Origin of the sequence: Methylobacterium sp. CCH5-D2 (genome assembly GCF_001556475.1) — a bacterium.
GTDB lineage: Bacteria > Pseudomonadota > Alphaproteobacteria > Rhizobiales > Beijerinckiaceae > Methylobacterium > Methylobacterium hispanicum.
Map to the genome: position 1 here is coordinate 1 of NZ_LSIX01001105.1, position 6,956 is coordinate 6,956.

A 6,956-nucleotide genomic window follows, 5' to 3' on the forward strand; every position below is an offset into this window, starting at 1 on the left:
GGTCTCGCGCCTGTCCGCCCCCTTCACCCTGCGGCCGAAGGCGCGGCCGAACACGCCCCGCGTGCTGCTGATCGGCTCCTCGACGGGCGGTCCGCGCGCGGTCAACGAGGTGCTGGAGAAGATCGGGGCCGCGACGCTCAGGCGCCTGCCGACGCTGATCGTGCAGCACATGCCGCCGATCTTCACCGCGGTCTTCGCCGAGCACATCGCCGCCCGGGTCGGCCTGCCGGCCGCCGAGGGCAAGGCCGACGAGCCGCTCCAGCCCGGCCGCATCTACGTGGCGCCCGGCGGGCGCCACATGGGCCTCGTGGGCGGAGCGGGCCGCGACCCCGTGATCCGCCTCGACGACGGCCCGCCGGTGAACTTCTGCCGCCCGGCGGTCGACGTGCTGTTCAAGGACGCCGCCCAGATCTTCGGGGCCGCCACCGTCTCGGTGATCCTCACCGGCATGGGCTCGGACGGCACCCACGGCGCGCGCGCGCTGGTGGATGCGGGCGGACCCGTGCTTGCCCAGGACGAGGCGACCAGCACGGTCTGGGGCATGCCCGGCAGCGTCGCCAAGGCCGGGCTCGCCCAGGCCGTCCTGCCGCTGGCCGAGATCGGCCCGGCCCTCCGCGGCCTGATCACGGGGCAGCCGGCATGACCGAGAGCGATTTCGAATTCCTGCGCGGCTTCCTCAAGCAGCGCTCCGGCCTCGCGATGACGGCGGAGAAGCGCTACCTCGTCGAGAGCCGCCTCGGTCCGGTCTGCCGCCGGTTCAACCTCGGCGACCTGCACGACCTCGTGGCCGTGCTGAAGCTCGGCCGCGACGCCGCCGCCGAGCGCGCCGTGGTCGAGGCGATGACCACCAACGAGACCTTCTTCTTCCGCGACCGGGTTCCCTTCGACCTGTTCCGCGACGTGCTGCTGCCGCAGGCGCTCCAGCGCAACGCGGGCCGGCGCCGGCTGCGGATCTGGTGCGCGGCGGCCTCGACGGGCCAGGAGCCCTATTCCCTGGCGATGCTCCTCCAAGAGGCCGCCCCCCGGCTCGCCGGCTGGCAGGTGGAGATCGTGGCGACCGACCTCTCGACCGAGGTGATCGAGCGGGCGAGAGCCGGGATCTACAGCCATTTCGAGGTGCAGCGCGGGCTGCCCGTGCAGTGGCTGATCAAGCACTTCACCCAGGTCGGCGAGAGCTGGCAGATCTCCCAGAGCCTGCGGGCGATGGTCGATTACCGGCAGCTCAACTTGTTAAATGCCTTCGACGGGTTGGGCCAGTTCGACGTGGTCTACTGCCGCAACGTGCTGATATACTTCGACGCACCGACCAAGGCCGACATCCTCAACCGGATCGCCGCCTGCCTCGCACCCGAGGGCGCCCTGGTGCTCGGCGCCGCCGAGACCGTGATCGGCCTGACCGACCGGCTTCAGCCGAACCCGGAGCATCGCGGTGTCTACGGCCACGCCGCGGCCGGCCAGCGCGCGGCCGCGGCGCCGCTCGCCGCGCCTCTCGCGGCCCCCGCCGCGATGCAGGCGCGTCCCCCGGTACCGCCGGTCCTGGCCCCGGCCTCGGCCCTGGCACCGCTTCGCGCCGCGGCCGGGCGATAGGGGCCGGCCTGCCGCGGTCCCCCGGGGCCGCGGCAGGGGAGGGGAGTTCGGACAATCCGCATGGCGCCGCCCGACAGAGCCGCCCCGGGGCCCGTGGCGGGCCGCGGCATCCTTCTGCTGCTCGTGCTGCTGCTCGGCCTCGGCGGGGTAGCGAACGCCCTGCGCAAGGACATCGCCAAGGGCTTCGACGAGGTCGCTCACGTCTCCTACGTCGCGCAGATCCAGCGCGACCGCGCGCCTTGGCCGGATCTCCGGGCCCTGCGCATGCTCGATCCCGCGAGCCTCGCGCCGACGGACCTGCCGAACTACCTCAACCACCCGCCGGCCTACTACGCGGCGCTCGCCCGGCTCGGCCCCGCGATCGGCGCGGACCCGGCGGCACTTCCGGTTCTCCGGTTGATCAATGTCGGGCTCGCCACCGCCGCGATGGGCGCGCTGCTGCTGCTCGCCGCCGGGCTCGCCCGGACCCGGCCCGAATTTTGGGCCTACGCGATCCCGCTCGTCACCATCCCGACCGCGCTCGCCCTGAACGGCGCGGTCAACAACGACAACCTCGCGATCCTCGGCGGCGCGCTCGCCGTCCTCGGCCTCCAGCGCCTGCTCTGCGGGGGGCGCCGCGCCTGGCTCGCCGCGGTGCTGGCAGGCGTCGTCGCGGCCGGGCTCGCGAAGTTCACCGCGCTTCTCCTCATCGGTGGCTGCGCCGGGCCGGTCCTCCTCCGGCTCGTCGTGCGGGGGCGGCTCCCGGGCACCGCGCTGATCGCCGCCGCGCTCGCCCTGGCGCTCGCCGCCGCGCCTTACGCGGTTCTCCTCGCGCAATACGGCAGCCCGGTGCCCGAGGTGCCGGGGCACCTCGCGATGATGCGGGACGGCGCCCGCGAGGCCGGCTGGGACGGCGCGCGCCTCGGGCTCCCCGCCTACCTCGCGAACTTCGCCGCCCTGTTCGCCGTGCAGTTCATGCCGGTCCTGACGGAGCCGGGCCCCGTGGGAACCGCTGCGCTCGCCCTGCCGCTCGCTCTGATGGGCTTGAGCCTCGCGGGAGCCGGCGCGGCCCTCGCCCGCCTCGGCGCGGGGCGCGCGGGGCCGCTCGACCCGCTGGCGGTGGCGGGCTGGGCGGCGATCGGCCTCGTGCTCGCCGCCCATGTGCGGTTCGGCTACCTGAACCACCTCGCGACCGGCTGGCGGCTCGACGCCTATCCCCGCTACTACCTGCCGCTCGCGGGGATCACGGCGGTGGGCTGCGCCTGTCTTGTCGCCGGCCTGCCGGAGGGCCGGGCGCGACGCGGGATCCTGGCGTTCCTGGCCGGCGCGCCGCTCGCCTTCGCCCTGCTCGGCGCGCCGCCCGGCGGCTGAGGCGGCGACGGAATCCTGTACGACCGCCTCAGCCGGTGTTCAGGCCGGCCGCGCCAGTCTCTTCCGCATCGGCCGGCAACGACGCCGGCTCCGACACGATCAGGAGAGCGCCCGTGCAGACCACGCAGCCCGCATCCCGTTCCTTCGGCCGCCGCGCGCTGGTGGCACTCGCGCTCGCCGGCGGGCTCCTCGCCGCGGCGCCCGCCACCCAGGCCGCGCCGCTCGCCGCCGCGCCGATCGCGGCCGCGGACGGCATCACGCCGGTACAGTACGGCTGGGGTCACCACCACGACCATCGTCCCCGCCACTGGGGGCATCACCACCACCGCGGCTGGGGCCATCGCCACCATGGCTGGGGGCACCACCATCATCACCGGCACTGGGGCCATCGCCATCACGGCTGGGGCCATCGCCACCATCACGGCGGCTGGTAGGCGCCGCGGGATCTAGAGCATCGGCCTGGATACGGGATCCAGCCAGCCTCTTGTTTTCGCATCATCTTTTCCGAAAGGCGGACGCCACCTTTCGGGACGATGCTTTAGAGCCTTCTGCATTTCCACGGAAGCGGCAGCAGGCTCTAGGTTACCGTCTTCGCATGCTATTCTCGCGAAATCGGCTTCCACTGTCCCCCCATCATGTTCTAGCCGATCCGCTCCAACACGGCGGCGCCCTCAGGCGCCGCCTCGCCCGCGCGATAGGCCGCCCTGAGGGCCGCCTCCGCCCGGTCCGCCGCCGCGGCATCCGCCGCGTGGACGATTCCGATGAGGTCGCCGGCCTCGCCGGGTCGGGCGAGGTCCGTGAAGCCGACCCGCGGGTCGATCCCGTCCTCCGGCCGGGTCCGGCCGCCGCCGAGTCCGATCACCGCGAGCCCGATCTCCCGCGTCGCGATCCCGGCGACCGGCCCGTCCCGGCGCACCGGTCGCACCACGGGCGCCGCCGGAAGGTGTCGTTCCGGTCGCTCCATGAGGTCCGCCGGCCCGCCGAGAGCGGCGACCATCCGGCCGAACCGCTCCGCGGCCCGCCCCGAGGCGAGCGCGTCCTCGAGCCGCCCCGAGGCCTCAGCCGTGTCGGCGGCGAGGCCGCCGGCCACCAGCATCTCGGCGCCGAGCGCCAGGGTCACCGCGTGGAAGCGCTCGTCCCGCCGCCGCCCGGACATATAATCGAGGGCGTACGCGACCTCGACCGCGTTGCCCGCCGCGGAGGCGAGCGGCGCGTCCATATCGGTGACGAGCGCCACCGTGCGCAGGCCCGCCCCCGTCGCCACCGCGACGATGCTTTCGGCCAGCGCGCGCGCCTCCGGCAGCCCCGCCATGAAGGCGCCCGAACCGACCTTCACGTCCATGACGAGCCCGTCGAGGCCGGCCGCGAGCTTCTTCGAGAGGATCGAGGCGGTGATCAGGTCGAGGGATTCGACCGTGCCGGTCACGTCCCGGATCGCGTAGAGGCGCCGGTCGGCGGGCGCCAGCTCAGCGGTCTGCCCGATGATGGCGCAGCCGACCTCCCGCACCACCGCCTGGAAGCGGCCGAGCCCCGGCACCGCGTCGTAGCCCGGAATGCTGGCGAGCTTGTCCAGCGTGCCGCCGGTGTGGCCGAGCCCGCGCCCGGAGATCATCGGCACGTAGCCGCCGCAGGCCGCCACCATCGCGGCGAGCGGCAGGCTCACCGTGTCGCCGATGCCGCCGGTCGAGTGCTTGTCGAGCACCGGGCCGGGCAGGTCCCAGGCGAGCACCGTGCCCGAATGCGTCATCGCCCGGGTCAACGCCACGCGCTCAGGGAGTGTCAGCCCGCGGAAGAACACCGCCATGCAGAAGGCGGCGGCTTGCCCCTCGGTCACGCGGCCGTCAGTCAGGCCCGCGACGAAGTCCGCGATCTCGGCCGCGTCGAGTCCCTCACCGTCGCGCTTCCGCCGGATCGTCTCCTGCGGGAGCCTCACGCCGCCTCCCGCGCCGCCTTCAGGGCGCCGTAGAGGCTGCTGGCCCCGAGGCGCATCGTCGTCGGCGAGGCCCAGCCCGGCCCCATCAAGCGGTCGGCCAGCGCCAGATAGGTCGCGGCGTCGGCGACGCTGCGCAGGCCGCCCGAGACCTTGAGGCCGGCGGGCCGGCCGGATGTGCGGATCGCCGCCAGCATGGTCTCGGCCGCCTCGGGGGTCGCCGAGACCGGGCTCTTGCCGGTCGAGGTCTTGATGAAGTCCGCGCCCGCCGCCAGCGCCAGCCGGCTCGCGGCGGCGACCGTCCCCGGCTCGGCGAGCGTGCCGGTCTCCAGGATCACCTTGAGGCAGGCCGGGCCGCAGGCCGCCCGCACCGCCGCGACCATCGCCTGCGCCGTGTCCGCATCGCCGCGCAGCAGGGCGCGGTAGGGCAGGACGAGGTCGATCTCCTGTGCGCCGTCGCGCAGCGTCGCGCGGGTCTCGGCGACGGTGGCCTCGACGTCTTCGCCGCCCTCGGGAAAGTTGACCACCGTGGCGATCCGCACCGGGCTTCCCTCCAGCGCGCGCCGACAGACCGGGACGAAGCGCGGCCAGACGCAGACCGCCGCGACGGCGCCCGCGCGCGCGTCCCGGCAGAGCGTCGCGACCGACGCCTCCGTGGAGGCGTCGCCGAGATCGGTGAGGTCGAGGAGCGGCAGCGCGCGGGCCGCGACGGCGGCGTCGATGGGAGCGGTCACGGGGCGGTCTCCGGAAAATCGGCGACGAAGGCCCGGATCAGGCCGGCGAGGTCGTCCGCGGCGGCGCGGGCCGCCGACTGGGTCTCGACATGGTGCGGCGCGCCGCCCGCGATGCCCGCGGCCCAGTTCGTGACCACCGAGACCGCCGCCACGGGCAGGCCGAGGAAGCGGGCGAGGATCACCTCCGGCACCGTCGACATGCCCACGAGGTCAGCCCCGAGCCGGCCCGCCATGCGGACCTCCGCCGGGGTCTCGAAGCTCGGGCCGGAGAACCACGCATACACGCCCTCGCGCAGGGGCAGGCCCCGGGCAGCGGCGGCCCTGGCGAGGCGCGCGCGCAGGTCCGGGTCGTAGGCCGCGTTCATCGGCACGAAGCGGGCGTCGTCGCGCTCGCCGATCAGCGGATTCATCCCCGACAGGTTGATGTGGTCGGCGAGCATCACGAGGCTGCCGGGGCCGGCCTCGGGCATCAGCGAGCCGGAGGCGTTGGTGAGGAGCAGCCGCTCAACACCCAGCATCCGCAGCACCGTGAGCGGCAGGCGCATCGCGGCGGCCTCGCCCCGCTCATAGGGGTGGGCGCGCCCCTCCATGACGAGGACGGAACGTCCCGCGATCCGGCCGCGGTGCAGCCGACCGCCGTGGCCCGTCACGCCGGGCTGCGGGAAACCCGGGATCTCGCCGTACGAGAGAGCGCCCGGCTCCTCCAGGATCCCGGCGACGCGACCGAGCCCGGTGCCGGTGACGACGGCGCAGGCGTGCGGCCCCCCGAACCCCGCGGCGCGCAGGATCTCCGCCGCCCGCGCGGCGATCTCAGCCACCGAGGGTCTCCGGGCCGAACGAGGCGGGCAGCAACGCCTCCAGGGTGAAGCTCGCCAGGATTCCATCGAGCCCGGCCGCGTGGACGGGCGTGGCGCTCTCGGCGAACTCGCGGATCCGCTGGCGGCAGGCCCCGCAGGGCGTCACCGGGCCGTCGCCCTCGCCGAGCACCAGAATCGCGCGGATCCGTGTGCCGCCAGCCGCCACCATCGCGGCGATCGCCCCGGCCTCGGCGCAGGTGCCGACCGGGTAGGCCGCGTTCTCCACGTTGCAGCCGGCATGGACCCGGCCCTGCTCGTCGCTCAAGGCCGCGCCGACCTTGAAGCGGGAATAGGGCGCGTGGGCTCGTTCGCGCGCGGCCCGCGCCGCCGCGAACAGCGCGTCGAGGGGCGCCTCGCCCGGCGGTTCAGGTTCTCGGTCATCAGCCCGCATGGAGGCTGTTTCGCACCCGTCCTCCGGGCTGTCGAGGGCCGCATGGGGGTATGTCCCGGATTCCAAAGGTCGAGACCTTTGGCGGGTGCAGGGCCTGTCTCTTATAC

8 protein-coding genes are annotated in these 6,956 nt (G+C 74.4%); 4 read left to right on the forward strand and 4 right to left on the reverse strand.

Annotation, left to right across the window (positions count from 1 at the left end):
• The 4 genes from AX737_RS29700 to AX737_RS32740 form a co-directional block, all read left to right on the forward strand.
• Positions 1-643, forward strand: a 643-nt coding sequence (locus AX737_RS29700; protein WP_197430771.1) for a CheB methylesterase domain-containing protein, incomplete at its 5' end; no start/stop codon positions are given.
• Positions 640-1,587, forward strand: coding sequence for a protein-glutamate O-methyltransferase CheR (locus AX737_RS29705; protein ID WP_066927614.1), 948 nt, complete (start codon positions 640-642; stop codon positions 1,585-1,587). The genes AX737_RS29700 and AX737_RS29705, both read left to right, overlap by 4 nt.
• Before the next feature lie 60 nt (positions 1,588-1,647).
• The gene (locus AX737_RS29710; RefSeq protein WP_066927616.1) at positions 1,648-2,937 is read left to right on the forward strand and encodes a hypothetical protein; all 1,290 of its coding nucleotides are present in this window, start codon (positions 1,648-1,650) and stop codon (positions 2,935-2,937) included.
• 113 nt (positions 2,938-3,050) lie between these two features.
• Positions 3,051-3,371: a hypothetical protein gene (locus tag AX737_RS32740; RefSeq protein ID WP_082773376.1), complete on the forward strand. Its 321-nt coding sequence runs from the start codon at positions 3,051-3,053 to the stop codon at positions 3,369-3,371.
• 206 nt (positions 3,372-3,577) lie between these two features.
• Here the strand turns inward: AX737_RS32740 and deoA are convergent, their stop codons facing one another.
• The 4 genes from deoA to cdd are packed head-to-tail and all read right to left on the reverse strand — an operon-like array spanning position 3,578 to position 6,849.
• Positions 3,578-4,870, reverse strand: a complete 1,293-nt coding sequence (gene deoA, locus AX737_RS29720; RefSeq protein ID WP_066927620.1) for a thymidine phosphorylase — start codon at positions 4,868-4,870, stop codon at positions 3,578-3,580.
• On the reverse strand, positions 4,867-5,601 hold the full coding sequence (deoC, locus tag AX737_RS29725; RefSeq protein ID WP_066927622.1) for a deoxyribose-phosphate aldolase: 735 nt from the start codon (positions 5,599-5,601) through the stop codon (positions 4,867-4,869). The genes deoA and deoC overlap by 4 nt, the downstream gene beginning before the upstream one ends.
• Positions 5,598-6,419, reverse strand: coding sequence for a purine-nucleoside phosphorylase (locus AX737_RS29730; RefSeq protein WP_066927624.1), 822 nt, complete (start codon positions 6,417-6,419; stop codon positions 5,598-5,600). Before AX737_RS29730 ends, deoC begins: the two co-directional genes overlap by 4 nt.
• Positions 6,412-6,849 (reverse strand): cytidine deaminase, encoded by a 438-nt coding sequence (cdd, locus tag AX737_RS29735; RefSeq protein WP_066927626.1) that lies wholly within the window; start codon positions 6,847-6,849, stop codon positions 6,412-6,414. The genes AX737_RS29730 and cdd overlap by 8 nt, the downstream gene beginning before the upstream one ends.
• Positions 6,850-6,956 lie beyond the last annotated feature (107 nt).